The 22,297-nt window shown below is 73.6% G+C and carries 25 protein-coding genes; 16 read left to right on the top strand and 9 right to left on the bottom strand.

Annotation, left to right across the window (positions count from 1 at the left end; all coding sequences use genetic code 11):
* Positions 1-39 precede the first annotated feature (39 nt).
* Positions 40-2,061: a cytochrome c oxidase assembly protein gene (locus tag ACQPZ4_RS23530; RefSeq protein ID WP_433065032.1), complete on the top strand. Its 2,022-nt coding sequence runs from the start codon at positions 40-42 to the stop codon at positions 2,059-2,061.
* A 44-nt stretch (positions 2,062-2,105) separates the two neighbouring features.
* Entirely contained in the window at positions 2,106-3,584 is a 1,479-nt protein-coding gene (locus ACQPZ4_RS23525; RefSeq protein ID WP_433065029.1) for a PepSY-associated TM helix domain-containing protein, read from the top strand.
* Here ACQPZ4_RS23525 and ACQPZ4_RS23520 read toward each other — a convergent pair.
* Positions 3,561-4,139 (bottom strand): copper resistance CopC family protein, encoded by a 579-nt coding sequence (locus ACQPZ4_RS23520; RefSeq protein ID WP_433065027.1) that lies wholly within the window; start codon positions 4,137-4,139, stop codon positions 3,561-3,563. The genes ACQPZ4_RS23525 and ACQPZ4_RS23520 overlap by 24 nt on opposite strands.
* Positions 4,140-4,556: 417 nt before the next feature.
* Between ACQPZ4_RS23520 and cbiM the strand changes: the two genes are divergently transcribed.
* From cbiM to ACQPZ4_RS23500, 4 genes are all read left to right on the top strand, one after another.
* A complete protein-coding gene (gene cbiM / locus ACQPZ4_RS23515; RefSeq protein ID WP_433065024.1) occupies positions 4,557-5,639 on the top strand; it encodes a cobalt transporter CbiM in 1,083 nt (360 codons plus the stop codon).
* Positions 5,636-6,568, top strand: a complete 933-nt coding sequence (gene cbiQ, locus ACQPZ4_RS23510) for a cobalt ECF transporter T component CbiQ (protein ID WP_433065021.1) — start codon at positions 5,636-5,638, stop codon at positions 6,566-6,568. The genes cbiM and cbiQ overlap by 4 nt, the downstream gene beginning before the upstream one ends.
* Complete coding sequence (locus ACQPZ4_RS23505) at positions 6,568-7,338, top strand: energy-coupling factor ABC transporter ATP-binding protein (protein ID WP_433065019.1); 771 nt, start codon at positions 6,568-6,570, stop codon at positions 7,336-7,338. Before cbiQ ends, ACQPZ4_RS23505 begins: the two co-directional genes overlap by 1 nt.
* 118 nt (positions 7,339-7,456) lie before the next feature.
* Entirely contained in the window at positions 7,457-8,371 is a 915-nt protein-coding gene (locus tag ACQPZ4_RS23500; protein WP_433065016.1) for a cobalt transporter, read from the top strand.
* A 145-nt stretch (positions 8,372-8,516) separates the two neighbouring features.
* On the opposite strand, the gene ACQPZ4_RS23495 is transcribed toward ACQPZ4_RS23500, so the two are convergent.
* Complete coding sequence (locus tag ACQPZ4_RS23495; RefSeq protein ID WP_433065013.1) at positions 8,517-8,945, bottom strand: YybH family protein; 429 nt, start codon at positions 8,943-8,945, stop codon at positions 8,517-8,519.
* A gap of 88 nt (positions 8,946-9,033) precedes the next feature.
* Between ACQPZ4_RS23495 and ACQPZ4_RS23490 the strand changes: the two genes are divergently transcribed.
* The 7 genes from ACQPZ4_RS23490 to ACQPZ4_RS23460 are packed head-to-tail and all read left to right on the top strand — an operon-like array spanning position 9,034 to position 13,666.
* A complete protein-coding gene (locus tag ACQPZ4_RS23490) occupies positions 9,034-9,405 on the top strand; it encodes a YciI family protein (RefSeq protein WP_433065011.1) in 372 nt (123 codons plus the stop codon).
* A complete protein-coding gene (locus ACQPZ4_RS23485) occupies positions 9,393-10,598 on the top strand; it encodes an RNA polymerase sigma factor (RefSeq protein ID WP_433065008.1) in 1,206 nt (401 codons plus the stop codon). The genes ACQPZ4_RS23490 and ACQPZ4_RS23485 overlap by 13 nt, the downstream gene beginning before the upstream one ends.
* A gap of 10 nt (positions 10,599-10,608) precedes the next feature.
* Positions 10,609-10,971 carry a GNAT family N-acetyltransferase gene (locus ACQPZ4_RS23480; RefSeq protein WP_433065005.1) on the top strand — a complete coding sequence of 121 codons (363 nt, stop codon included), beginning with the start codon at positions 10,609-10,611 and terminating at the stop codon, positions 10,969-10,971.
* Positions 10,932-11,174, top strand: coding sequence for a GNAT family N-acetyltransferase (locus ACQPZ4_RS23475; RefSeq protein ID WP_433065003.1), 243 nt, complete (start codon positions 10,932-10,934; stop codon positions 11,172-11,174). Before ACQPZ4_RS23480 ends, ACQPZ4_RS23475 begins: the two co-directional genes overlap by 40 nt.
* A 10-nt stretch (positions 11,175-11,184) precedes the next feature.
* Positions 11,185-11,781: a TetR/AcrR family transcriptional regulator gene (locus tag ACQPZ4_RS23470; RefSeq protein ID WP_433065000.1), complete on the top strand. Its 597-nt coding sequence runs from the start codon at positions 11,185-11,187 to the stop codon at positions 11,779-11,781.
* The gene (locus ACQPZ4_RS23465; protein ID WP_433064997.1) at positions 11,778-12,416 is read left to right on the top strand and encodes a VC0807 family protein; all 639 of its coding nucleotides are present in this window, start codon (positions 11,778-11,780) and stop codon (positions 12,414-12,416) included. The genes ACQPZ4_RS23470 and ACQPZ4_RS23465 overlap by 4 nt, the downstream gene beginning before the upstream one ends.
* 26 nt (positions 12,417-12,442) lie before the next feature.
* A complete protein-coding gene (locus ACQPZ4_RS23460) occupies positions 12,443-13,666 on the top strand; it encodes an FAD-dependent monooxygenase (protein ID WP_433064994.1) in 1,224 nt (407 codons plus the stop codon).
* On the opposite strand, the gene ACQPZ4_RS23455 is transcribed toward ACQPZ4_RS23460, so the two are convergent.
* From ACQPZ4_RS23455 to ACQPZ4_RS23440, 4 genes are read right to left on the bottom strand one after another with little or no spacing between them, the layout of a single operon-like run.
* Positions 13,648-15,159 (bottom strand): LamG domain-containing protein, encoded by a 1,512-nt coding sequence (locus tag ACQPZ4_RS23455; protein ID WP_433064992.1) that lies wholly within the window; start codon positions 15,157-15,159, stop codon positions 13,648-13,650. The genes ACQPZ4_RS23460 and ACQPZ4_RS23455 overlap by 19 nt on opposite strands.
* A gap of 20 nt (positions 15,160-15,179) precedes the next feature.
* Positions 15,180-15,776: a hypothetical protein gene (locus ACQPZ4_RS23450; protein WP_433064989.1), complete on the bottom strand. Its 597-nt coding sequence runs from the start codon at positions 15,774-15,776 to the stop codon at positions 15,180-15,182.
* A gap of 16 nt (positions 15,777-15,792) precedes the next feature.
* Positions 15,793-16,392, bottom strand: coding sequence for a TetR/AcrR family transcriptional regulator (locus ACQPZ4_RS23445; protein WP_433064987.1), 600 nt, complete (start codon positions 16,390-16,392; stop codon positions 15,793-15,795).
* Positions 16,389-16,982, bottom strand: a complete 594-nt coding sequence (locus ACQPZ4_RS23440; protein WP_433064984.1) for a sugar O-acetyltransferase — start codon at positions 16,980-16,982, stop codon at positions 16,389-16,391. Before ACQPZ4_RS23440 ends, ACQPZ4_RS23445 begins: the two co-directional genes overlap by 4 nt.
* Positions 16,983-17,125: 143 nt before the next feature.
* Between ACQPZ4_RS23440 and ACQPZ4_RS23435 the strand changes: the two genes are divergently transcribed.
* The 3 genes from ACQPZ4_RS23435 to ACQPZ4_RS23425 all read left to right on the top strand — a co-directional run bounded on the left by ACQPZ4_RS23435 (position 17,126) and on the right by ACQPZ4_RS23425 (position 19,342).
* Entirely contained in the window at positions 17,126-17,350 is a 225-nt protein-coding gene (locus ACQPZ4_RS23435; RefSeq protein ID WP_433064981.1) for a hypothetical protein, read from the top strand.
* Between the two features lie 137 nt (positions 17,351-17,487).
* A complete protein-coding gene (locus tag ACQPZ4_RS23430; protein WP_433064979.1) occupies positions 17,488-18,720 on the top strand; it encodes a PQQ-binding-like beta-propeller repeat protein in 1,233 nt (410 codons plus the stop codon).
* Positions 18,721-18,820: 100 nt separating this feature from the next.
* Positions 18,821-19,342, top strand: a complete 522-nt coding sequence (locus tag ACQPZ4_RS23425; protein WP_433064977.1) for a DUF3558 family protein — start codon at positions 18,821-18,823, stop codon at positions 19,340-19,342.
* Between the two features lie 2 nt (positions 19,343-19,344).
* Here ACQPZ4_RS23425 and ACQPZ4_RS23420 read toward each other — a convergent pair whose 3' ends face one another.
* The 3 genes from ACQPZ4_RS23420 to ACQPZ4_RS23410 are packed head-to-tail and all read right to left on the bottom strand — an operon-like array spanning position 19,345 to position 22,297.
* Positions 19,345-19,689, bottom strand: a complete 345-nt coding sequence (locus ACQPZ4_RS23420; RefSeq protein WP_433064974.1) for a plasmid stabilization protein — start codon at positions 19,687-19,689, stop codon at positions 19,345-19,347.
* Positions 19,690-19,734: 45 nt separating this feature from the next.
* Positions 19,735-20,667 (bottom strand): hypothetical protein, encoded by a 933-nt coding sequence (locus ACQPZ4_RS23415; protein WP_433064971.1) that lies wholly within the window; start codon positions 20,665-20,667, stop codon positions 19,735-19,737.
* Between the two features lie 46 nt (positions 20,668-20,713).
* Complete coding sequence (locus ACQPZ4_RS23410; protein ID WP_433064969.1) at positions 20,714-22,297, bottom strand: PucR family transcriptional regulator; 1,584 nt, start codon at positions 22,295-22,297, stop codon at positions 20,714-20,716.

Raw genomic sequence — 22,297 nt, 5'->3', positions numbered from 1 at the left:
GACCAACTCAGTGATGCCGAAGCGTAATGCCTACCAGTCATGATTTTTTCTGACATATCCGTCCGGCGGCTTCTGACCGTACTCGGCGGCCTGCTCGCCCTGGTGGCGGCCCTCGTCGTCGCGCTGCGCCTCGGCGGCGGCATCTCCGGCCGCACGATCGCCGGCCTGCCCGACGCCGGCCCGCTCACCTCGTGGGGCCTGCCGCTGGCCCGGGCGGCGGCCGACCTGTGCGGCGTGCTGTGCGCCGGCTGGTGCGTCACCGCCGCATTCCTGCTGCCCGGCACCGGCGACACCGGCCGGCACGGCGCCGGGCAGCTGCTCGGCCCGGCCGGGTACCGGCTGCTGCGCAAGGCCGGCTGGTGGGCCGCCGGCTGGGCCCTCGCCGCCCTGGCCCTGCTGCCGCTGACGCTCTCCGACCTGCTCGGCCAGCCACTCGGGCAGGTCACGTTCGGCGGCGTGCGCAGCCTGGCCTGGTCGGTGTCGCAGGGCCAGTCCGCGCTCGCCCAGGCCGGGCTCGCCCTCGTCGTGGCGGTCGCGTCCCGGTTCGTGCTCACCCGCACCGGCGCCGCCGTCGTCGCCGTGCTGGCCTGCGCGGCGCTGGTGCCGCCGGCGCTGACCGGGCACTCCGCGGGCGCCGGCAACCACCAGCTCGCGGTCACCAGCCTGGCCGTGCACATCCTCGCCGCCGCGCTCTGGCTCGGCGGCCTGGCCGCGCTGCTCGTTCTTCGCAACGACACGACCCTCGCCGTCGCCGCCCGCGGCTTCAGCCGGCTCGCCGCGGGCTGCTGGGTCGCCGTCGCGGCCAGCGGGGTCGCCAACGCCGCCGTGCGCCTCGGCGCCCTCGAAGAGCTCTGGCTTTCCCGGTACGGCCTGCTGGTCCTCGCCAAGACCGCCGCCCTGGGAGCCGCCGGGGTGCTCGGCGCGCTGCACCGCCGCCGGACGCTGCCCGCCCTCGACGCGGGCCGCCCGGGCGCGTTCCGCCGGCTCGCCGCCGGGGAGCTGATCCTGCTCGCCGCCACCGTCGGCCTCGCCGTCGCCCTGTCCCGCACGCCCACCCCGGTCCCGTCCAACCCCGTCGAGACCGACCCCGTCACCGACCTGCTCGGCTTCACCGCTCCCCCGCCGCTGTCGGCCGCGCGGGTCCTCTGGCCGCCCCTGCTCGACGGCTTCTTCCTGGCTTCCGTGGTACTGCTGGCAGCCGCCTACCTCGCCGCCGTGTACCGCCTGCACCGGGCGGGCCACCGCTGGCCCCCGGCGCGCACGGCGAGCTGGCTCGGCGGCGTGGCCCTGCTGGCCGCGTTCACGCTGTCGGGCTTCGCGCGCTACGCGTACGTGCTGTTCTCCGCCCACATGGCCCAGCACCTCGTCCTGGCCATGCTGGTGCCGATCCTGCTCGTCGGCGGCGCCCCGGTCACCCTCGCGCTGCGGACCCTGCGCCCGCCGCGCGACCCGCGGGTGCGCGGGGCCCGGGACTGGCTGCTGCTGGCCGTGCACAGCCGGGTCCTGCGCACGCTGTCACATCCGGTGGTGGCCCTCGGGATCTACGTCGTCAGCCTCTACGGGTTGTACTTCTCGGACCTGCTCGGCGTCCTCATGCGGTACCACATCGGGCATCTGGCGATGCTCGTGCACTTCGTGCTGTCCGGGTACCTGTTCTTCTGGGTCCTCATCGGCGTGGACCCCGGCCGCCGCCCGGTCGCCCCGCCGATCCTGGTCCTCGTGCACTTCGCGGGGATGGCCTTCCACGCCTTCCTCGGCATCGCGCTCATGCAGTCGCGGACGGTGATCGCGCCGGACTGGTACGGCTCCGTCCACCCGGCCTGGGCCGCCGGTCTGCTGAGCGACCAGCACGTCGGCGCGGGCCTGGCGTGGGGCTTCGGCGAGATCCCGGCCGTGGCGATCCTGCTGCTGCTCGTCGTGCGCTGGATCCGCGCCGACGAGCGGGAGCAGCGCCGCCTCGACCGGGCCGCCGACCGCGCGGAGGCGACGGGCGAGGAGGACGAGCTCGCGCGGTACAACGCCTTCCTGCGCCGTGCAGCGGAGACCGCCGAGCGCCACTGAAAGGTCAGACGGAACTCGGCCGGGCCGCGTGGCGACTACCCGGCATGTCCATCGCCACCGATGTCTCGCCGCCGGCCGAAGCCTCGCCGGACCGGCCCGCCGCCACGGGCCGCACCTGGTCGATCGTCCCCCTGCTGACCCGCCTGCACTTCTACGGCGGCATCCTCGTCGCCCCGCTGCTGGCCACGGCCGCGCTGACCGGGCTGCTGTTCGCGTTCACCCCGCAGCTCGACGGCCTGGTCTACGACCGGGAACTGCACGTCGAGCAGGTCGGCCCCGGCCTGCCGAAGCCGCTGTCGGAGCAGGTCGCCGCGGCGATCGCCGCGCATCCCGGCGGCACGCTCGCGTCGGTGCTCCCGGCCGCGGCGCCCGACGCCACCACCCGCGTCGTGTTCTCCGTGCCGGAGCTCGGCGAGCAGCAGCACACGGTGTACGTCGACCCGTACACAGGCGAAGTGCGCGGCCAGCTGACCACCTGGTTCGGCGAGACGCCGCTCATGACCTGGCTGGACGACCTGCACACGGGCCTGCACCTGGGCGAGACGGGCACGCTGTACTCCGAGACCGCCGCCAGCTGGCTGTGGGTGCTCGTCCTCGGCGGGCTGATCCTGTGGTGCAACCGGCAGTGGCAGCGGCGCGCCGACACCCGCCGGGGCCGCGGCCGCGTCGACGCGACGGTGTTCTACGACCTCAAGGCGGCCAAGGGGGTACGCCGCACCCGCGGCTTCCACGCCGCCACCGGCGTCTGGCTCGTCGTGGGCCTGCTGTTCCTGTCCGCCACGGGCCTCACCTGGTCCACGTACGCGGGCGGCAACTTCAGCGCGGCGCTGGACCGGCTCGACGCCCGCCGCCCCGCCCTGGACACGTCCCTGACCGGCGGCGCGGCGCCCGCCGCCACGGCCCACCACGGCGCGGCCCCGGCCGCGGGCGCCGCCGATCCGGCCCAGGTCGACGCGGTGCTGCACATCGCCCGTGAGCACGGCATCAGCGGGCCGATGGAGCTGTACCCGCCGGCCGACGCCAACTCGGCCTGGTCGGTGGTCGAGAACGACAACGTGTGGCCGGTCCACTTCGACAAGCTCGCCGTCGACCCGGTGGCCGGCACGGTCGTGCACCGGACCGACTACGCCGACTGGCCGTTCCTGGCCAAGCTGAGCGCGCTGGGGATCCAGGCCCACATGGGGTACCTCTTCGGCCTCGCGAACCAGCTCCTGCTCGCCGCGCTCGCCGTCGGCCTGCTCTGCGTCATCGTGTGGGGCTACCGCATGTGGTGGCAGCGCCGCCCGACCCGCGCCGGCCGCCGGGCCGTCGTGGGCCCCCCGCCGGCCCGCGGCGCGTGGCGGCGGCTGCGCCTTCCGCTGCTCATCGCCGGCGTGCTGGCCACGGCGGCGATCGGCTGGGCGCTGCCGGCCTTCGGGGTCACCCTGCTTGCGTTCCTCGTCCTCGACACGGCGGCCGGGCTGGTCCGGCGGCGGCGGCGCAAACCGCCGGTGCCGACGTCACCCGCTCCGGCCGGCGCCTGACCGCCGCCGCCACAGCACCGCACCACCGGCGAGGACCACGACCACGACGCCGCCGGCGACGGCCCAGGGCAGCCCGCTCGAGCCGTCGCCGGCCGCCGCCGCAGGCGTGGGCGCGGCCGCCTGCGTCGTGGGAGCCTGCGTCGTGGGACCCGGCGTCGGGGGAGCCTGCGCGTCCGTGGACGGCGCCGCGGCGGCGCTGTTCGTGAAGGCGAACCTGCCCTCGATCGGGTGCCCGTCGGCGGAGACGGTGCGCCAGGCGACCGTCACCGCACCGGCCGGCAACGGCCGCACCGCCTGGCTCAGCGTCCTGTCGACGGCGTGCGGCTTGCCGTCCACATAGGACTTCCCGTCCGCCCCGGTCACCACGATCGTGCTGAACTGTTGCTTCACGGGCTCGTTGAACGTCAGGGCCACGGCCGTCAGCGGCGTGCTCACCGTGGCGCCGTCGGCCGGATCGGTGCGCAGCAGCGTCGAATGGGCCCACGCCGGCCCGGGAACGAACAGCACCAGCACCGCCGCGGCGAGGACACCGCCGATTGTCGAACGCAGTCGCATGCCGGGAACTTTAGGCCATCCGGCGGCGACTATCACGATGACTGTCCACACAGTACGGAGACCGCTCGATGCGCTTCACCCTGCCCGTTTCCGGGCCCTGCTGATCGGCGGCGGGCGCAAAGGGCACCGCCGCACGCACGCCGGACCGAACCCTGTCCACTGTGGACCAATGCCGGGCGGTGGCCCGCCGCACTGCCGTCCCGGTCGGCGCCGCGTCGCGCGGCGCGGATCAGCGTCCGGCGGGAGATCGGCGGCGCCCGCGACGGCGACCCGCACAGCGTGTCGACCTCTACTGTTCGCCCGCCGGTCGCCTCCGTCACAACACCTGCATCCCCTCTGTTCTTGCCAAGAACTTGCGATAGCAGCAGACTGCCAAGAGGTGCCGTGGCGGGCGGTACCCGGTGTGGGGAGGACATCATGCACATTCCGGACGGGTACCTCAGTCCCCAGACCAGCGCCGTGTTCGGCCTGGCGATGCTGCCGCTGTGGTGGCAGTCGGCCCGTCAGGTGAAGAAGGTGGTCAAGAGCCGGTACGTGCCGCTCGTCGCGCTCGGTGCCGCCTTCTCCTTCGTCGTCATGATGTTCAACATCCCGATCCCCGACGGCACCACGGCCCACGCGGTCGGCGGCGGGCTGATCGCGATCCTGCTGGGGCCCTGGGCGGCGTGCATAGCCGTGTCCATCGCCCTGCTCATCCAGGCCCTGTTCTTCGGGGACGGCGGCATCCTCGCGTTCCCGGCCAACGCCTTCAACATGGCGGTGGTCCTGCCGTTCGTGAGCTACGGCGTGTACCGGCTCCTCACCCGCAACACCGCGCTCACCTCCGGCCGGCGGATCTGGGCCGGCGCGGTCGGCGCGTACGTCGGGCTGAACGTCTCCGCGCTGGCGGCGGCGATCGAGTTCGGCATCCAGCCCGACCTGTTCCACAAGGCCGACGGCACCCCGCTCTACGCGCCGTTCCACCTGTCGCAGACGATCCCCGCGATGCTGTTCGCGCACCTGATCATCGCCGGAGTCGTCGAGGGCGTGCTCACCGGCGGCGTGGTCGCCTACCTGCAGCGCGCGAACGTGCCGCTGCTGCGCATCAACGCCCCGGAGGTACCGCTGACCGAGGCCGAGGTGCAGCGCAAGCCGGTCAGCCCGCTGCGGGCCGCGCTCGTGACGCTGGGCATCATGGCCGTCGTCAGCCCGCTGGGCCTGCTCGCCCCCGGCGGCGCGTTCGGCGAGGACGCGCCCGAGGACCTCGACCTGGGCAAGTACGGACTCAGCGCGGTGCCGGAGGGCCTGTCCAGGTACACCGACTTCTGGGGCAGCACGCTGCTGCCCGACTACGGCGGCGGCAGCTGGTGGCAGTACATCCTCAGCGCCCTGATCGGCATCGTCGTGGTGGCCGCCCTCGTGTTCGGCATCACCTGGCTCATCGGCCGGCTGCGCGGCGGCGAACGCGAGGCCGCGGACCTCGACCAGCCGCCGGTCGCCTCCACCGCGCCGCAGTCATGACCGCTCCCGCCCCGACGCCGGACTGGCTGCTGCGGCCGGAGCTGGGCCTGTGCCCGTGCGGGTGCATCGGCAAGCGGCGCAAGGGCAGCTTCGTCGGCAAGACCCTCGAGGGCGCCTCGGGAGTCCTGCGCCAGGCGATGTTCTCCGAGGACGTCGCCGCCGCCAAGGGCCTGCTGCAGCGGCTCGACCCGCGGGTCAAGCTGGTCACGATGATCGGCCTGCTCGTCGCGGTGGCCCTCGTGCACTCGCTGCCGCTGCTGGCCGGCGCCTACGTGGCCACCGTCGCCCTGGCGGTGGCCTCCGGGCTGTCGCTGGGCTTCTTCATCAAGCGCGTCTGGCTGTTCATCCCGATCTTCACCGGCATCGTGGTGCTGCCGGCGACGCTGTCGGTCGTCACGCCGGGTGAGATCCTGCTGCCGCTGTGGCACTGGCACGGCCACACCCACGGGGTCACCGAGCAGGGCCTGCACGGCGCCGGGATCATCGTCGCCCGGGTCGCCACGTCCATCTCGCTCGTGGTCCTGCTGACCCTGACCACGCCGTGGGTCCGGCTGCTCGCGGCGCTGCGGGCGCTCGGCGTACCGAAGATCTTCGTGCTCATCATCGGCATGGCCTACCGCTACCTGTTCCTGCTCCTGGACGCCGTCGACGACATGTACACCGCCCGCAAGGCCCGCACCCTCACCAACGACGCCGGCCGGCGGCAGGTCGCCGAGGGCCGCAAGTTCGTCGCGGCCGGCGCCGGTACCCTCTTCGGCAAGGCCCACCAGCTCTCCGAGGAGGTGCACCAGGCGATGACCGCGCGTGGGTACACCGGCAACGCCAGCACCCTGACCGGCTTCCGGCTGCGCCGCGCCGACGCCGTGTGGGCGGTCGCCGTGCTCGCCTTCGCGGTCGCGCTGCTCGTCGCCGACCACCAGGTCCGCTGATGAGCGTCTTCGAGTGCACCGACCTGCGGTACAGCTATCTCGGGCGGTTCCCGGCCCTGGACGGGGTGAGCCTGCGGGTCGGCGCCGGCGAGACGGTCGCCCTGCTCGGCGCGAACGGCTGCGGCAAGTCGACCCTGCTCAAGCTCCTCGACGGGCTGCTGTTCGCCGACTCCGGCACGTTCAGCGCGTTCGGCGAGGAGGTCACCGAGGACAAGCTCGAGGACGAGCAGTTCAACCACGGCTTCCGCGGCCGGGTCGGCTTCGTGTTCCAGAACTCCGACGCCCAGGTCTTCTCCCCCTCGGTCCGCGAGGAGATCGCGTTCGGCTGCCTGCAGCTCGGCCTGGACCGGCACACGGCGGCCGGGCGCGTCGACGACGTGCTGGCCATGCTCGGCATCGCCGACCTCGCCGACCGGGCCCCGTTCCAGCTCTCCGGCGGCCAGAAGAAGCGCGTCGCCATCGCCTCCGTGCTGGTGATGAACCCCGAGGTGCTGCTCTTCGACGAGCCGACCGCCGCGCTGGACCCGCGCACCCAGTTCTGGCTCATCGAGCTGCTCGAACAGCTGCGCGCGGCCGGCAAGACCATCGTCCTGGCCACCCACGACCTGGACACCCTGCCGGACCTCGCCGACCGCTGCGTCGTCTTCAGCGAGCAGCACCGCGTCGTCGCCGACGCCCCCACCGCCGACGTCCTGGCCGACCACGCCCTGCTGCTGTCGGCCAACCTCATCCACGAGCGGGCCGCCGTGCGGACGAAACCCGGCGCCTGACCGGCCCCGGCCGAAGTGTTCACGCGGGCGACCGCTGATGATCACCGGCCGGGCCCTGCCCCGGAGCGGGCCGGTCGGCAGACTGGACGGCCGGGCAGAGGCAGGAGTGGGCGCTGGCATGAACTGGATCACCTCGGCCGGCGAGCGGCTGCAGGACCTCATCAACACCCCGGGCATCGCCCCGGTCGCCTTCGGCCTCGCGTTCGTGGCCGGCGCCGGCCACGCCGTCACCCCCGGTCACGGCAAGACCCTCGCGGCCGCGTACCTGGCCGGTTCCAGGGGCCGCATCCGCGACGCCGCCTGGCTCGGCGGGTCGGTCGCGGCGATGCACACCGTCTCGGTCCTGGTGATCGGCGTGGCCTGGACGTTCCTCTCGCTGAGCGGCGTGATCCGCATGGCGGCGCTCACGACCTGGCTGCAGATCGCCGCGGGCGTGCTCGTCGTGGCCACCGGTGTCTGGATGCTGCGCCGCCACCTGCGCGGCGGCCACAGTCACGACCACCACCACGGCCACAGTCACGGCCACAGTCCCGACCACGGCCACAGTCCCGACCACGGCCACAGTCCCGACCACGGCCACAGTCCCGACCACGGCCACAGTCCCGACCACGGCCACAGTCCCGACCACGAGCACCACGACCACGAGCACCACGAGCACGAGCACCACGAGCACGAGCACGAGCACCACGAGCACGAGCCGGCGAAGCGGCCCGGCCTGCTGCTGCTGGGCATCTCGGGCGGCCTGGTCCCCTCGCCGTCCGCGTTCCTCGTGCTCGCGACCGGCCTGTTCCTCGGGCGCGCCGGCTTCGCCCTGCTGCTGGTCCTCACGTTCGGCCTCGGCATGGCCGTCGTGCTCTTCGCCGTCGGCGTCCTCGCGGTGGCCGGCACCTCCCTGGTCACCCGCAGCGCCCGTTCGTTCACCGCGCTGCGCCTCGCAAGCCGGCTGACCCCCGTCCTGGCCGCCGGTGGCATCACGCTGTTCGGCGCGGGCCTGGTGACGGTCGCCGCGGTCCACCTCGCCGCCGTCACCTGACCCGCCGAAACGCCACGCGGCCGACCCGCCACACACCGCGCGCGGCCGACCCGCCGAACCCCGCGCGCGGCCGTTCCGCCGAACCCCGCGCGCGGCCGACCCGCCGAACCCCGGGCGCGGCCGTTCCGCCGAACGCCCGGGCCGCTCAGTCGCCGGGGGTGAGGCCGGTGCACGCCCGGAACGAGCCGTCCATCTCGAACGGCACCGACTCGTGCTCGTGCGTCACCAGCCACTGGCCGTCGATGCGGCGGAGGCCGAGCGTCACGCGGTACCAGAGGCTGAATGCTTCTGCACCACCGCGCGGCACGGCGCTGAGGCGGTCGAGGCTGGTCGCGAAGGCCACGTCGCCGTCGGTCGTGATCTCCAGCTGGGTGACCTCGTGGCGGGGCGGCGCCTCGAAGGTGGCCATCCACGCCTCCAGCGCGGCCGGGTCCTCCCCGTCGCCGGCCTGGCGCAGCGGCGGGGCGAGGTTGAATTCCACGTAGCGCGGCGCGTAGTGCGCCAGGATGGCCTTGGCGTCGCCCTGCTCCTGCAGCGCGGCCTTGCGTTCGATGACGTCCCGGATCTCGTCCATGACAGAAGTTCCTCTCGCTCGGTCTGCCCGGGATGTCGAAGCCGGGCCGGGCGGTTTCGACATCAGGGCGAGCGCGAAGGAGAACATCGTGAAGTACCTGATCCTGATCCAGTCCAACCCGGAGTCCCTGGCCGTGTGGGAGACGCTGAGCGACCAGCAGCGCACCGACTTCGGCCTCGGCCACCTGCGGCTGACCGAGGAGATGCGCGAGGCCGGCGTGCTGGTGGTCAGCGAGGGCCTCGGCGACCCGGCCCTGGCCACCCAGGTCTCGGTGCGCGACGGCCGGACGATCACCTCCGACGGCCCGTACGCCGAGGTCAAGGAGCACCTCGCCGGGCTCTACCTGATCGACGTGGCCGACCTCGACGAGGCGGTCGCGTGGGCCGCGAAGGCGCCGGACGCCGCGTACACCCGGGTCGAGGTGCGCCCGGTCCTCGACATGAGCACGTGGGACCTGTGAGCGACCTCCCGCAACTCCTGCGGGAGTCCGCGCCGCGGGCCCTGGCGGCCGTCTTCCGCCGCTACGGCGACTTCGAGGCCTGCGAGGACGCGGTGCAGGAGGCGCTGCTCGCGGCCGCCCAGCAGTGGCCCGCCACCGGCGTCCCGGCCCAGCCCGTGTCCTGGCTGATCACCGTCGCCGGCCGCCGGCGCGTCGAGCTGCTGCGCAACGAGACGGCCCGCCGCCGCCGCGAGGAGTCGGCCGGGCACGAGCCCCCGCCGGAGCCCCGCGGCGACGACGAGCTGGCGCTGCTGCTGCTCTGCTGCCATCCCGCGTTGAGCGTGCCGGCCCAGGTCACGCTCACCCTGCGGGCCGTCGGCGGGCTCAGCACCGCCGAGATCGCGCGTGCGCTGCTGCTGCCGGAGGCCACCGTCGGGCAGCGGATCAGCCGCGCCAAGCAGCGCATCCGCGACACCGGCAGCCGGTTCGACCTGCCGGCGTCGGCCGAGCGGCTCATGGCGGTACGACAGGTGCTCTATCTGATCTTCAACGAGGGCTACACGGCCAGCTCCGGCGACGCGCTGAACCGGGTCGAGCTGACCCGCGAGGCGATCCGCCTGACCCGGCAGCTGCACCGGCGGCTGCCCGACGACGGCGAGGTGGCCGGGCTGCTGGCGCTGATGCTGCTCACCGACGCCCGCCGGCCCGCGCGGACGAGGCCGGACGGCACCCTCGTGCCGCTCGCCGAGCAGGACCGCAGCCGGTGGGACGCCGGGGCCGTCGCCGAGGGCGTCGCGCTCATCACCCGCACCCTGACCAGCGCCCCGATCGGCCCGTTCCAGCTGCAGGCCGCGATCGCCGCGATCCACGACGAGGCCCCGCGCGCCGAGGACACCGACTGGCGGCAGATCCTGATCCTGTACGGCCTGCTGGACCACCTCGCCCCCAGCCCGATGGTCACGCTCAACCGCATCGTCGCGCGCGCGATGGCCGACGGCCCCGCGGCCGGGCTGGCGGAGCTGGAGTCCATCGCCGCCGACCCGGCGCTCGCCCGCCACCACCGCACCGCCGCCGTGCGCGCCCACCTGCTGGAGCTCACGGGCGACCGGGAAGGTGCGCGGGAGCAGTACCGGCTGGCCGCCCGGCGCACCCTGAGCCGGCCCGAGCAGCAGTACCTGGAGTCCCGCGCGGCCCGGGCGAGCGAGGCTGGATAGCGTCCCGTCCATGCCCCTGACGCCCCGGCCGACCGTCCTGGAGGGCCGCCGCGTGCGGCTCGAACCGCTCGCCGAGTCGCACGTGCCCGCCCTGTTCGCGGCGGGCGGCGGGGACGACGAGGTGTGGCGGTTCCTGAGCGCGCCGACGCCGCGGACCGAGGCGGAGTTGCGGGCGATCGTGTCCGGGCGCGTCGCGGACGTGGAGGCGGGCCGGCGCGTGGCGTTCGCCGTGCTGGCCCGCGACGAGGGCGCGGCGATCGGCGTCACGAACCTGCACAGCTGGCACCGCGGCGACGGGCGGATCGAGATCGGCGGCACGTGGTTCGGCCGCCGGTGGTGGCGCACTGGGCGAACACCGAGACGAAGCTCCTGACGCTGGGCCACGCCTTCGACACCCTCGCCTACGACGCCGTCGTGTGGCGCATCGCCCCGGACAACGTCCGCTCGCGGCGGGCGATCGTGCGCGTCGGCGCGACCCTGACCGGCCGCGAGCCGGACCTGCTGGTCTACACCATGCCGCGGGCCGCGTGGCCGGCCGCCAAGGCACTGCTTGACAGGCGTTACCTGGACGAGTAAAAAATTACTCATGCGAGTAAACGACACCGTCACGGCCGGGGCGCGGCGGGCGCAGATCGTGACCGCCGCGATCGACACGATCGCGGAACTGGGCTACGGCAACGCCTCGTTCGCCCGGATCGCCAAGCGGGCCGGGATCAGCAGCACCCGGCTCATCTCCTACCACTTCGACGACAAGGCCGAGCTGGTCCGGGCCGTCGTCGCCGCCGTGCTCAGCGAGGCGGCCGAGTACATGGGCAAGCGGCTCGGCGCCGCCGAGGGGCGCCCGGAGCTCCTCAAGGTCTACATCGAGTCGAACCTCGCGTTCATCGCCGAGCACCCGACCGCCATCCGCGCGGTCATCGAGATCGCGGCGAACGCGCGGGCCGAGGACGGGACGCCGCTGGTACGCCCGGCCGACGTCGACGACCCGACCACCCGGCTCGTCGCGATGTTCCGCGAGGGCCAGCAGGCCGGGGACTTCCGCGACTTCGACCCGGCCGTGATGGCCGTGACGATCCGCGCCGCCATCGACGCCGCCGCATCCGTCCCCGACCTCGACCCGCACGCCTACGCGGCCGAGCTGGTCGCCCTGTTCACCCTCGCCACCCGCAAGGAGCAGCCGTGACCGCCACCGCCACCCCGACCCGCAGCGGTCTGGCCAGGCAGCTGTTCCTGGACCTCGCGCTGCCGCTCATCGTGTACTACGGCCTGCGCGCCGCCGGCGTCGACCAGTGGTGGTCGCTGCTGCTGTCGGGCGTCGTGCCGGTGATCTCCGTGCTGGTGAAGTTCGCCCGCACCCGCACCCTGGACCTGCTCGCCGTCTTCGTCATCTCCATCGTCGCGCTCAGCCTCGTCATCTCCGTGATGACCGGCGACGCCCGCACCATGCTGATCCGCGACGCCTGGCTCGGCATGGTCTTCGGGCTCGTCGCGCTCTGGCTGCTCGGCTCGGTCTGGATCGGCCGGCCCGCCCCGATGTACATCTACCGCGCCTTCGTCCTGGCCAAGGTCGGCCCGGACGGGCTGCGGGCGTGGGAGTCCAAGTGGGACACCGACCGGGAGTTCCGCCACGGCATGCGGGTCCTCACCTTCGTCTGGGGCTGCGCCGGGCTGCTCAACGTGATCGTCACGCTGATCGGCGCGTACCTGCTGCCGCTCGACCTCGCGCCGGCCGTCCTCAACGCGAGCTGGCCGGTGATCGTCGTGCCGACCGGGATCTTCCACCTCTGGTACACCAAGCGCCGCAACCTGCGCGCCTGATCTCCGTCCTCGAACAGGAGTGCACCGTGCAGACCGATGTGATCGTCGCCGGGGCCGGGCCGACCGGGCTGATGCTGGCCGGGGAGCTGGCCCTCGGCGGCGCCCGGGTCACCGTCCTGGAGCGCCTGCCCGCCCGCAGCGGCCAGTCCAAGGCCCTCAACCTGCAGCCCCGCTCGGCCGAGGTGCTCGCGTCCCGCGGGCTGCTCGACGACCTGCTCGCCGTCGCGCCGGCGCTGCTGCCGCGCGGGCACTTCGCCGGCATCCCGCTGGACTACGCGGGGTTGCGCACGCCGTACCCGTACCAGATCGGCATTCCGCAGGCCAAGGTGGAGCAGCGGCTCGCCGAGTGGGCGCGCGGGCTCGGCGTGGACATCCGCCATGGCGAGGCCGTCACGGAGTTCGGCCAGGACGCGGACGGGGTCACCGTCAACGGGCGGCGGGCCCGCTATCTCGCCGGGTGCGACGGGGCGCACAGCGCCGTGCGCAAGGCCGCCGGCATCGAGTTCGCCGGCCGTGACGGCCGGATGTGTGCTTTCGTCGCCGACGTCACGCTCGCCGGGGACGGCCCGTCCACCTGGGAGCTGCCCGCGCCGCGAGGCGACGGCATGCTCACCGTGCTGCCCCTCGGCGACGGCGTCTACCGGGTGCTCGCCGCCGGCCCGGTCCAGATGACGGCGGGCCGGGACACGCCCGTGCCGGACGCGGAGATCGCGGAGGCGCTCGCGGGCGACGGGCTGCGCCTCGGCGAGGTCCGCTGGGCCAGCCGCTTCACCGACGCCACCCGCCAGGCCGTCCGGTATCGGATGGGCCGGGCGTTCCTCGCCGGCGACGCCGCGCACATCCACTCCCCCTCCGGCGGCCAGGGCCTGAACCTCGGCCTGCAGGACGCGTTCAATCTCGGCTGGAAGCTCGCCGAGGTGATCCGGGGCGAGTCCGGCGACGAGCTGCTCGACACGTACCACGCCGAGCGCCACCCGGTCGCCGCGCGCGTCCTGCAGTCGACCCGCGCCCAGGGCGTGCTGTACGTGCCGGACGAGGACGTGCACGCGCTTCGGGACGTTTTCACCGAATTCGTTGACCACGGGGCCCTGGCCGCGCGGGTGGCCGGCCTCGACCACGGCCACCGGCTTCCCGGTCTCGACCTCAAGCTGCTGCACGACGGGCGCCGGCACACTGTGGACACCCCGGCCGGACCGGTCCGTGTCCGCCCCGACGGGTTTGCCGACGCGCCCTACTTCGTCGCCGCGTAGTGCACCGCGATCTGGCTCGTCGTGAGCTGGGTGTCGTAGACGGCCCACTCGTCGAGCCAGCCGGTGTACCAGGGCGACGTGACCTGGCTCGTCCATGCCGTGGCGAGGGCGTCGTAGCCCAGGTGCCAGTAGCCGGTGATGGCGGACGGGGCGTAGGCGGCGGTGTTCTGCCCGACGAGGACGCCGTCGACGTACAGCCGCTGGCCGCCCGCGCCCATCGACGCGGCGACGTAGTGCCAGGCGCCGTCGTTGTAGGCGGCGGCGGACGTGACGGTCTGGTAGCCGCCGTTGTAGATGCCGAAGCCGAGCTTGCCGTCGTTGCGGATGTACACGTGCCGGTCGTAGTTGCTGGACGCGCCGATCGTGGCGTTGCCGAAGCCCATCAGCTTGCCGCCGATCTTCGTGGTGGTCTTGAACCAGACCTCCTCCGTGAACGCGGCCGGGGTCGTCATCTGGTACGCGTTGTAGACCTGCGCCCGCCGCCCGTCGAAGCGCATCGAGGGGTTCGCGGCGTCCGGGGCCGGCAGCGCGCCCGCCTGGTTCGGGGTCAGCGCCGGGCCGAGGTGGTTCTCGGCGGTGTGGCCGTTGCCGCTGCTGTCGGTGAAGTTCGTCGGGTTGCCCTCGCCGAACTTCCAGTAGGAGTACGGCGCGTCGCCCTGCACGGCCGCGGTGTACGCGGCGGCGGAGGCGGCGCTGTAGTGCGCGCTGACCTGGGCGGCGCTCAGCGCGACGGGGTAGATCGCGACCTCGTCGACGGTCGCGGTGATGAAGCCGCCGGCGGGCACGTTCGGCCAGGTGCTGTTGTACAGCGCGTCGCCGCCGACCCGCCAGTAGCCGGTGAGGGCGGCCGGTGTCGCGCCGGCGCCGGTGGCCTGCAGGGCGCCGTCGACGTACAGGTTCATCGTCCCGCCGCCGATGGTGGCCACCACCTGGTGCCAGGAGCCGTTGTTGTACGCGCTGGCGGTGCGGATGGTGTTCGCGGCGCCGCCCTCGTAGATGCCGAACGTGAGCTGGCCGCCGCTGTCGACGTAGACGTGCCGGTCGTAGCTGGTGGACGGCGCGGCGGGCTGGTTGCCGAAGCCGATGAGCTTCCCGCCGCCGCTGGTGCGGAACCACAGCTCGAGGGAGAACACGTTGGGCCCGGCGATCGGCGTGTCGGTCGACACGATGCCGCCGCCGTCGAGATAGATCCCGCTGCCGCCGACGGAAGGACCGGCGATCATCGTGTACGTCGTGTTCGCAGTGGCCACGCTCGCCGTCGCGGCCCGCGCGTTGCCGCTGGAGTCGGCGAGCGACGTGGTGCCCGTCGAGTCGGCGAGCCGGTGGTAGAACAGCGGCGCGTCGGCGAGCACGGCCTGGCTGTACGTGGGGAATGTGGCCGCGGCGGTGAAGCTGTTGCCGGTGTTGCCGGTCTGCGCGGAGAACGCCGCGAACGCCCCCGGCACCATGGCGGCGAGCGCGGCCAGCAGCACGACCAGAAGGGCCGCCTTCACGTGTTGAGCGCTGCCCACAATCACGTGTTTTGCGCTTCCCACGTGAACGCGGCCGTGGCGCTGGTGCCGGCCGCGCTGTCGGGCGTGGCGAACTGCACCTGGTACGTGAACCGGTACACCTTGGTGGCCGTGCCGCTCGGCGCGAACGTGCCCACGCCGGTGCCGAATCCCGTGCGGGCGGCCCCGAATGCGGCAAGCGTCCCGGTCGACAGGGTGGTGGCGGGGGTGAAGCCGGTGCAGCTGCCGTACCCGCCGCCGCTGCCCTCCTCGACGGTCAGGTCGAGGTACGGCGCCAGCGTTCCGCTCGTCGAGGAGGCGTAGAGCTTCACGGTCGCGGCGAGGGTCCCGGTGTACTGCACGGCGATGCACCGCTGGTCGGTGCTGCCCGGCACGAGCCCGGCCGCGGTGAACAGCGCGGTCCCGGTGTCGTCGTCGCCGAGCACGACCGACCCGCTGCTCCACCCGTTCCCGGCGTTGCCGCTGGTGGCCGAGAACGCCGCCGTGCTGTCCTGCCACACCACCGGGACGGCCGCCAGCACCGCACCGGCGCCGAGCACGGCAACCGCGGCGGGAGCGAGGACCCGGCGGTGCTGCCGCGGGGCACGGTGGCGCGCCATGCGTCCCAGGATCGCCCTACGGTGCTGTTGACCCGGGCGCGCCGAGGTTGCCGTCCGGTGGCGGGACCAACCGGGCGACCGCCCGCCGGATCCGCGCCGGGTCGACCGGCTCGGTGGACAGCGTGGCGTGCAGGATGAGCCCCTCCATGAGCGCGTCGAGCGTCTCGGCGGTGTCGGCGTCGAAATGCCGCCGCAGCGAGCGCCGGGTCCGGTCCATCCAGCCCTGCGTGATGATGCGCAGTGCCGGGTCACGGGCGGCCGCGGCGTACAGCTCGTAGGTGAGCACCGCGCTGCGCTGGTTGCCGGCCAGGTCGGCCAGCATCGCCTCGACCACCCGCGCGGGGGCGTCGGCCCCGGGCTCGATGGCGGCCATCCGCGCCTCGAACGCGTTTGCGGCCGTCAGCGCCAAATGCGTGAAAGCGGCCGCAAGCAGTTCGCCGAGACTGCCGAAGTGGTACGTCACCGAGCCCAGCGGAACGTCCGCCGCTCGTGCGACCTGCCGGTGGGTGGTGCCGGCCACGCCGCGCTGTGCGATGACGTCGAGCGTCACCTCGACGAGCCGCTGCCGCCGGTCGGGCTCGTACCGTCTTCTCTGCCGTTCCGGCCCGGGATTCACGTGCCGTGCACGGAGCGCACGACGCGGGCCGGATTGCCCACGGCGACGACGTCGGCCGGGATGTCCCTGGTGACGACCGCGCCGGCCCCGATCACCGAGTTCGCCCCGATGGTGACGCCCGGGCAGATGACCGCCATGCCGCCGATCCACACGTTGTCGCCGATGGTGATCGGCAGCGCCGCCTCCCACTTGGCGCGGCGCGGCTCGGGGTCGATCGGATGGGTCGGCGTGAGCAGCTGCACGTTCGGGCCCATGAGCACGTCCTCGCCGATCCGGATCGTGGCCACATCCAAGGCCATCAGCCCGAAATTGACGAACGTCCGCGCCCCGACGTGCAGGTGGCTGCCGTAGTCGACGTGCAGCGGCGGCCGGATCTCCACGTCCTCGCCGATCGAGCCGAGCAACTGCTCCAGCAGCTCGCGCCGCCGGGCCGGGTCGGTCGGGTCGCTGTCGTTGAACGCCTTGGTGAGCACCATGGCCTGGCGCATCTCGGCTTCGAGTTCGGGATCAGCGCCGCGGTACAGATCGCCGGCGAGCATCCGCTCACGCATGGACCGCGAATCCCCCGCGGCGGGATCGAGCTGCGTCATGCGTACGACCGTACACTGAGCGGACGATCGTACACATCGACCTCGCCAAGAACGTCCTCGCCAAGGGGTAGCCCGGACCCGAAGCAACAGGGCCCTTCGTGGCCGCTACGCTTCACCGCACCTGCGACCGGAGGACCGCATCTATGAGCGAAGAATACGTAACCCTCGACGACAAGGACCTCGACGGCGACGGCGTCGTCGACCAGGCCAAGATCTACACGCTCGACGACGGCGCCAACGTGCTGGAGGCCGATACGGACGGCGACGGCGAGGTCGACCTCATCGCGATCGACGCCGACGGTGACGGCGTCTACGAGGAGACCGTCGACCCCGCCACCGGCGAGTCCACGGACCTCACCAACTCCTGAGCCGAGGACCGCACGGCCCCGAATCCCCGGCCGGCAGTCACCGGCCGGGGCCCAGGTCGATCGAGACGAGCCGGACGGCCCGGCGCGTTTGGTATCCTCGGTCCACGGTCATCGATCTTGATGCGAGCCCGCGTGGCGTGCCGCGGCGGCCGGCCCGGCCCTGGCGGGAATTCGTCCTGCTCCTCGCTGTGCTGTCGGGGCTGGCCGGTGGTGGCGCGCCGGGAATGCCGCTGGACCCGGCGGTGGTGCTGCGCGGCGCCGGGCTGAGCGAGGTCGGCGGCGAGGACTCCGCGATCTACGTGCTGTCGAGGGATTCCCTGGCGTCGTACCGGATGCCCGGCGGCGCCCGGCGGTGGTCGGTGCAGCTCGCGGCGGGCGCGCAACTGCTGGCCGTCGACGAGGCGCGGGTGGTCCTGGGGTTCGACGACGGCACGAACCGGGCGGCGGCGGTGCTGACCGGGTTCGACGCCGCCACGGGCGCGCCGGCGTGGCGGCGGACGGGGTACGTGCCGGCGGTGTACGGCTGTGCGTGCGGGGACGGGGTCGTGGTCGCCGAGCACTATGCGCCGGGCGGCGACCGGCCTGCGACCCCCGATCTGGCCGGCATCGACGTCCGCACCGGCGCGGTGCGCTGGTCGCTCGGCACGCCACCGGGCGGCCGGCGGGAAGTCGTGCTCGAACCCGGCGAGCCGGTCCGGATCGCGATACTCGACGCCGGCGGCACGCTGCGGCTCTACCGCGCCGGCACCGCCGAGCTCGTGTCGACGGTCGGCCTGCAGCATCCCGGACCGGTCGAGGGGCTCGCCATCTCCGGAGACCGGCTGCTGGTGTACCGCTACGGGCTGCGGAACATCGTCGCCGGCGCCGTGTTCGACCTGGCCACCGGGCGGCGACTGTGGCAACGGACGGCCGAGCCCTACGGCGAGCGCCTCTGGTGGTGCGCCCGATCGCTCTGTGAGCGGGCGAACGAGGGGCCGATCCTGGTGCTGGACCCGGACACCGGCCGCGAGCGGTGGCGCCTGGACGGGTGGGCGGACATGGGCGCCATCACCGACCGGTACCTGCTGGCCACGCCGTCCCCGCCCGACGGCCGGCACCTCGTGCTCGACGCGGCCACCGGCCGGGTCGTTCGCCGTATCGACGGCTGGGAGCCCGCCGGCGCCCCGGCGGGCACCAGCCTGCTGGTCGCGGGCCGCGGCGCCGCCGGCATCACGCTGGTCGCGCGCCTCGACGTCGAGACCGGCGCGGTCACGGCACTCGGGCAGGCCGGGCGCTGGTCCGGCCCGCCGGAGTGCCTCACCACGGGCGCGCTCCTCGTGTGCCGGCTGGAGCAGGACCGAATCCCGGTCTGGCGGCTCGAGGCCGCCTGATCCGGCCCAGGGTCGCTCCGCCGCCGGGCGTGGGCGAACGGAGAGTCCGGTTCTCGACCGAGACCGGACCGTGTTCGCCGGCGTCGATACCTTGATCCGCATGAAGCTGCGTCCGGGTATCGCCCTCGTCGCCGTCACCCTTGCGCTGGCCGGCTGCGGCGGGTCGTCGGCGCCCGCGCAGACCGGCGGCTCCACGGCGACGACCGCCCCGGCCACCCCGGCGGCGGCCGGGGGCGGGGAGATCAAGGACGCCTGCGTCCTCGTGAGCCTGGACGAGGCGGCCGCCGCCAGCGGTCTCAGCGGCCTGTCGAAGCAGGAGAGCTCGGCCGCCTTCTGCAGCTACCAGAAGGGCACCCAGGCGGTCGACATCAGCGTGGTGCGGGCGCCGTACACGAAGGCCTCGCTCGACGCCGCCAAGGCCGCCCTGGACTCGCCGCCGACCGACCTGCCGGGCGTCGGCGATGCCGCGTTCGTGGCAAAGGAGCAGGCGGGCGTCGGCTTCGGTGACACGTGGGCGCGCGGCTGCTACGTCGAGATCCGGGTCAAGTCCTCGGCCAAGGACCCGGTGGCCGCGGCCGGCGTGCTGCTCAAGAGCGCGGTCAGCCACATCCCGAACGCCTGAGCTCAGCGGGACAGGGCCCGCTCCAGCTCGGCCTTGCTCATGCTGGAGCGGCCCTTGATGTTGCGCTGCCTGGCCTCGTTGTAGAGCTGTTCCTTGGTACGCCCCTGTGCCCCGCTGTGCGACCGCTTGCCGCCGCGGTGCGAGGATGACACGTCCTGCAGTGACGAGCGGCTGGCCGTACGCGACTCCCCCGCCCGCGCTCGCTCCTTGTTCACGGTTCGGGCGGCGATCTCCTCGGCCAGCTTGGTGGACTTGCCGCGCTGTTTGACGCTGTCCTTGATGTGTTCGTACTGCCGTTCGCGCTTGGCGTTCGATCCGGCCGGCATCGCGTCCTCCTTCGGGGCCATCCCTTGCACCTTGGTGATGCCCCGCGCGCGACCGGGTACACCAAACTAGGGCGCTGTCAGCTCGTTGTAGGCCGCCACGCCGTCCGGGTCCGCGTAGGCGCCGGGCGGGAGCGTCGACGTGCCGAGGTACCAGTTGTCGTGCTGCCAGTAGCAGATGATCGTGAAGCCGTGGGTGGCCAGCCAGGTCCTCGAGGCGCGGATCGCCGGGCCACGGGAGGCTCGGACGCCCTGGTCGTCGTCGATGCCCCACTCCGCGAGGGCGAGCGGGCGGCCCTGGGCGCCGAATGCGGAGTACCAGCGGATCATGCGCGGGTCGAGGGCCACGCTGACCGGGTCGTCGGGCTCGCTGCCGCGGGTGCTGGCCTGCCAGTACAAGTCGAAGCCGTATGCGTCGGCGTAGGTTGACGGGACGATCCAGTCCTGCACCTCGCGGTCGCCGCCGGTGCCGTTGTTGGTGACCTTGGTCGAGCCGGGGCGCCACTGGTAGGACATGTAGACCGGGACGACACTGACGGCCGGGTTGGTGAGCTTGGCCAGCAGGTAGACGCGGGTGAAGGCGGCCACGAACTGGACGCCGGTCATGTCGTCCTCGGGCTCGTGGAAGTACGTGAGGTAGCTGCCCGGCGGCATGGCGGCGGCGATGGTCGCGATCTCGCCGTCGCACAGGCCGGCCGCGACGCCGGGCGGGGTGCAGCTGGTCTTGAAGGAGTACCAGAGTTTGCCGCCCTGCAGCAGCTGGCAGTTGACGGCGTCGGCCGGCGGGGGCGAGCCGTTCGCGGTGAAGACCCGGCGGATGGCGAGGGGGCCGAGGTGGGCCCGTTCGTCGAGGAAGCCGGCGCAGGTGTTGCCGCTGCCGACGGTGTCGCTGACGGAGGTGGTGGCGCCGACGGTGAAGGGCGCCACGGCGGCTGCGGGCTCCAGTGGGCAGACCACCAGGGCGGCGACGAGCAGGGCCGCGGCAAGCATGCGTCCAGCCATACCCGAAGACTACGATGGGTATCGATTGAATGCCCGTGAGTGAACGTCAGAGGCCGAGACGCAGCTGGAGCATGGCCTCGAAGCGGTCGCCGGGGTCGGCGAGGTCGATGCCGGAGAGCTCGGCGATGCGCTTGAGGCGGTACCGGAACGTGTTGGGATGCACGTGCACGGCCGCCGCGGCCGCGATGACGTCGCCGAAGCTGTCGAGCCAGGCGGCGAGGGTCTCGGTGAAGGCGGTGTGGTGCTCGGCGTCGTGCGCGCGGAGGCGGACGACCGGGCCGTCGGGGATGTCGGGCTCCGCGGCGATCTGGTCGGCGAGCGCGTCGAGCAGCGTCGCGACGTACACCTCGGAAAGCTCCGCGACCTGCCGGCGGGAGCGGCCGCCGGCCAGCACCCGCAGCACCCGGTCGCCGTCGGCCCGGGACTGGCGCAGATCGGCCGGGCGGGCCGCGACCCGGCCGATGCCGATCAATGCGGGCACCCGGCCGGAAATGCGGCCGTGGAACTCCTCGGCGATGCGCCGGGCCCGCGCGGCGGACGCGGTCGGCAGGACGGCATAGGTGACCCCGCCGAGACCGGCCACCGCCGCCCGCGGATGGATCGCGCTCAGGTGCAGGGCGAGCGCCCCGGCGAGCAGCTCCCCCGCCGCGACCCGGTCCGGGGTGCCGGTCTCCACCGCCGTCACGGCCAGGACGCAGGCGGGCTCCCCGGCCAGCCCGAGCCGGGTCGCCGCCCCGGGTGCGCCCGGGCCACCCTCCAGCACCGTGGCCAGCAGATCCGCGCGCAGACGGCGTTCTGCGTCCGCGGTACCGCGCCGTCGCAGCAGATGCAGCGCGGCGACCTTGGCCGACTCGCGCAGGGCCCGGTCCTGCACCTCCGACAGCGGTCCGGCGACCACGACCCAGACGGAGCCGAGGATCTCCCCGCCCGCCCGGACCGCGATGGCCGCGCGGGGCTTCCCGGCGATCCCGTCGATGTAGATCGGGCCATCGCTGCGGTACAGGTCGTGGAAGTACCCGTGCCGCTCGAGCGCCCGCAGCTTGTCGGCCGGCACCTGGCGGTCGAGGATGGTGGCGATCCGGGCCTCGTCGCCCTCCTCCTGCCGGCTGGAGAACGCCAGCACCCGCCCGCTGCGGTCCTCCACGGTCACCGGCCCGCCGACCAGCTCGGCGGCCGCGTTGGCCAGCGCGAACAGGTCGCCGGAGAGCGGGTCGTCGCCGCCGGGTTCGCCGGGCCGGCCGACGGTGCCGAGTTCGTCGGTGGCCAGCAGCGCCCCCAGCAGCGCGGCGACCTGGGCCCAGGACGCACCCGGGGTCAGCCCCAGCACGGGCAGGTCGGCGCGCTCGGCCGCCTCGGCGACCGGCCCCTCGGACGGCACCGGCGAGCGGACCACCACGGCGGCGGCGTCCATGGCCCGGGCCTGGCCGACGAGCGCGGCCACGCCCTCGGCCCCGTACACGCCGACGCCGAGCAGGACCGCGCCGGGCAGCCGCGCGGACGGGTCGCCCGGGTCGTGGATGAGCACGCCGGTGACCGCCCGCGCCGGGTCGGCCGGTCCCGCCACCACCTCGACCAGGGTCGAGCCCAGGTCGGTGAGGATGCGGCCCAGCACGGCCCGCGGCGTGATCAT

This window comes from Dactylosporangium sp. CS-033363 (assembly GCF_050942475.1).
In the GTDB taxonomy this organism is placed as follows: Bacteria; Actinomycetota; Actinomycetes; order Mycobacteriales; family Micromonosporaceae; genus Dactylosporangium.
This window is presented reverse-complemented; position numbering and strand designations above follow the sequence as displayed.

What these genes read in the sequence shown, in the direction of transcription:
- ACQPZ4_RS23530 (WP_433065032.1), top strand. Translation starts at nt 40, where the DNA reads ATGATTTTTTCTGACATATCCGTCCGGCGGCTTCTGACCGTACTCGGC.
- ACQPZ4_RS23525 (WP_433065029.1), top strand. Translation starts at nt 2,106, where the DNA reads ATGTCCATCGCCACCGATGTCTCGCCGCCGGCCGAAGCCTCGCCGGAC.
- ACQPZ4_RS23520 (WP_433065027.1), bottom strand. Translation starts at nt 4,139, where the DNA reads ATGCGACTGCGTTCGACAATCGGCGGTGTCCTCGCCGCGGCGGTGCTG.
- cbiM (WP_433065024.1), top strand. Translation starts at nt 4,557, where the DNA reads ATGCACATTCCGGACGGGTACCTCAGTCCCCAGACCAGCGCCGTGTTC.
- cbiQ (WP_433065021.1), top strand. Translation starts at nt 5,636, where the DNA reads ATGACCGCTCCCGCCCCGACGCCGGACTGGCTGCTGCGGCCGGAGCTG.
- ACQPZ4_RS23505 (WP_433065019.1), top strand. Translation starts at nt 6,568, where the DNA reads ATGAGCGTCTTCGAGTGCACCGACCTGCGGTACAGCTATCTCGGGCGG.
- ACQPZ4_RS23500 (WP_433065016.1), top strand. Translation starts at nt 7,457, where the DNA reads ATGAACTGGATCACCTCGGCCGGCGAGCGGCTGCAGGACCTCATCAAC.
- ACQPZ4_RS23495 (WP_433065013.1), bottom strand. Translation starts at nt 8,945, where the DNA reads ATGGACGAGATCCGGGACGTCATCGAACGCAAGGCCGCGCTGCAGGAG.
- ACQPZ4_RS23480 (WP_433065005.1), top strand. Translation starts at nt 10,609, where the DNA reads ATGCCCCTGACGCCCCGGCCGACCGTCCTGGAGGGCCGCCGCGTGCGG.
- ACQPZ4_RS23470 (WP_433065000.1), top strand. Translation starts at nt 11,185, where the DNA reads ATGCGAGTAAACGACACCGTCACGGCCGGGGCGCGGCGGGCGCAGATC.
- ACQPZ4_RS23450 (WP_433064989.1), bottom strand. Translation starts at nt 15,776, where the DNA reads ATGGCGCGCCACCGTGCCCCGCGGCAGCACCGCCGGGTCCTCGCTCCC.
- ACQPZ4_RS23440 (WP_433064984.1), bottom strand. Translation starts at nt 16,982, where the DNA reads ATGACGCAGCTCGATCCCGCCGCGGGGGATTCGCGGTCCATGCGTGAG.
- ACQPZ4_RS23435 (WP_433064981.1), top strand. Translation starts at nt 17,126, where the DNA reads ATGAGCGAAGAATACGTAACCCTCGACGACAAGGACCTCGACGGCGAC.
- ACQPZ4_RS23425 (WP_433064977.1), top strand. Translation starts at nt 18,821, where the DNA reads ATGAAGCTGCGTCCGGGTATCGCCCTCGTCGCCGTCACCCTTGCGCTG.
- ACQPZ4_RS23420 (WP_433064974.1), bottom strand. Translation starts at nt 19,689, where the DNA reads ATGGCCCCGAAGGAGGACGCGATGCCGGCCGGATCGAACGCCAAGCGC.
- ACQPZ4_RS23415 (WP_433064971.1), bottom strand. Translation starts at nt 20,667, where the DNA reads ATGGCTGGACGCATGCTTGCCGCGGCCCTGCTCGTCGCCGCCCTGGTG.
- ACQPZ4_RS23410 (WP_433064969.1), bottom strand. Translation starts at nt 22,297, where the DNA reads ATGATCACGCCGCGGGCCGTGCTGGGCCGCATCCTCACCGACCTGGGC.